This is a genomic window from Bacillus sp. LR--39 (assembly GCF_053613335.1).
In genome coordinates this window covers 1-746 of the sequence record NZ_JBSIOT010000783.1, presented here as the reverse complement: position 1 = coordinate 746, position 746 = coordinate 1, and the positions used below count along the sequence as shown (strand labels likewise).

Below are 746 nucleotides of genomic sequence, written 5' to 3'. Positions count from 1 at the left end.
TTCAAAACGAAAGCATGACCTTGGCGACGATTACGTTCCAAAACTACTTCCGAATGTACGAAAAACTTGCCGGTATGACGGGTACGGCTAAGACAGAGGAAGAAGAATTCCGCAACATCTACAACATGCAGGTTGTTACGATCCCTACCAACAGGCCTGTTGTGCGTGATGACCGCCCGGATTTAATTTACCGCACGATGGAAGGAAAGTTTAAGGCAGTTGCGGAGGATGTCGCACAGCGTTACATGACGGGACAGCCTGTTCTAGTCGGGACGGTTGCCGTTGAAACATCTGAATTGATTTCTAAGCTGCTTAAAAACAAGGGAATCCCGCATCAAGTGTTAAATGCCAAAAACCATGAACGTGAAGCGCAGATCATTGAAGAGGCCGGCCAAAAAGGCGCAGTTACGATTGCGACTAACATGGCGGGGCGCGGAACAGACATTAAGCTTGGCGAAGGTGTAAAAGAGCTTGGCGGACTCGCTGTTGTCGGAACTGAACGACATGAATCACGCCGGATTGACAATCAGCTTCGAGGCCGTTCCGGACGTCAGGGAGACCCGGGGATCACTCAATTTTATCTTTCTATGGAAGATGAATTGATGCGCAGATTCGGAGCTGAGCGGACAATGGCGATGCTGGACCGCTTCGGCATGGACGACTCTACTCCAATCCAAAGCAAAATGGTATCTCGCGCGGTTGAATCGTCTCAAAAACGAGTCGAAGGCAATAACTTCGATTCTCGT

General features: G+C 49.5%; 1 protein-coding gene. It reads left to right on the top strand.

From position 1 onward, the window contains the following. A partial coding sequence (locus tag ACWHAR_RS26520; protein WP_452088353.1) for a preprotein translocase subunit SecA occupies positions 1–746 on the top strand: 746 nt, incomplete at both ends.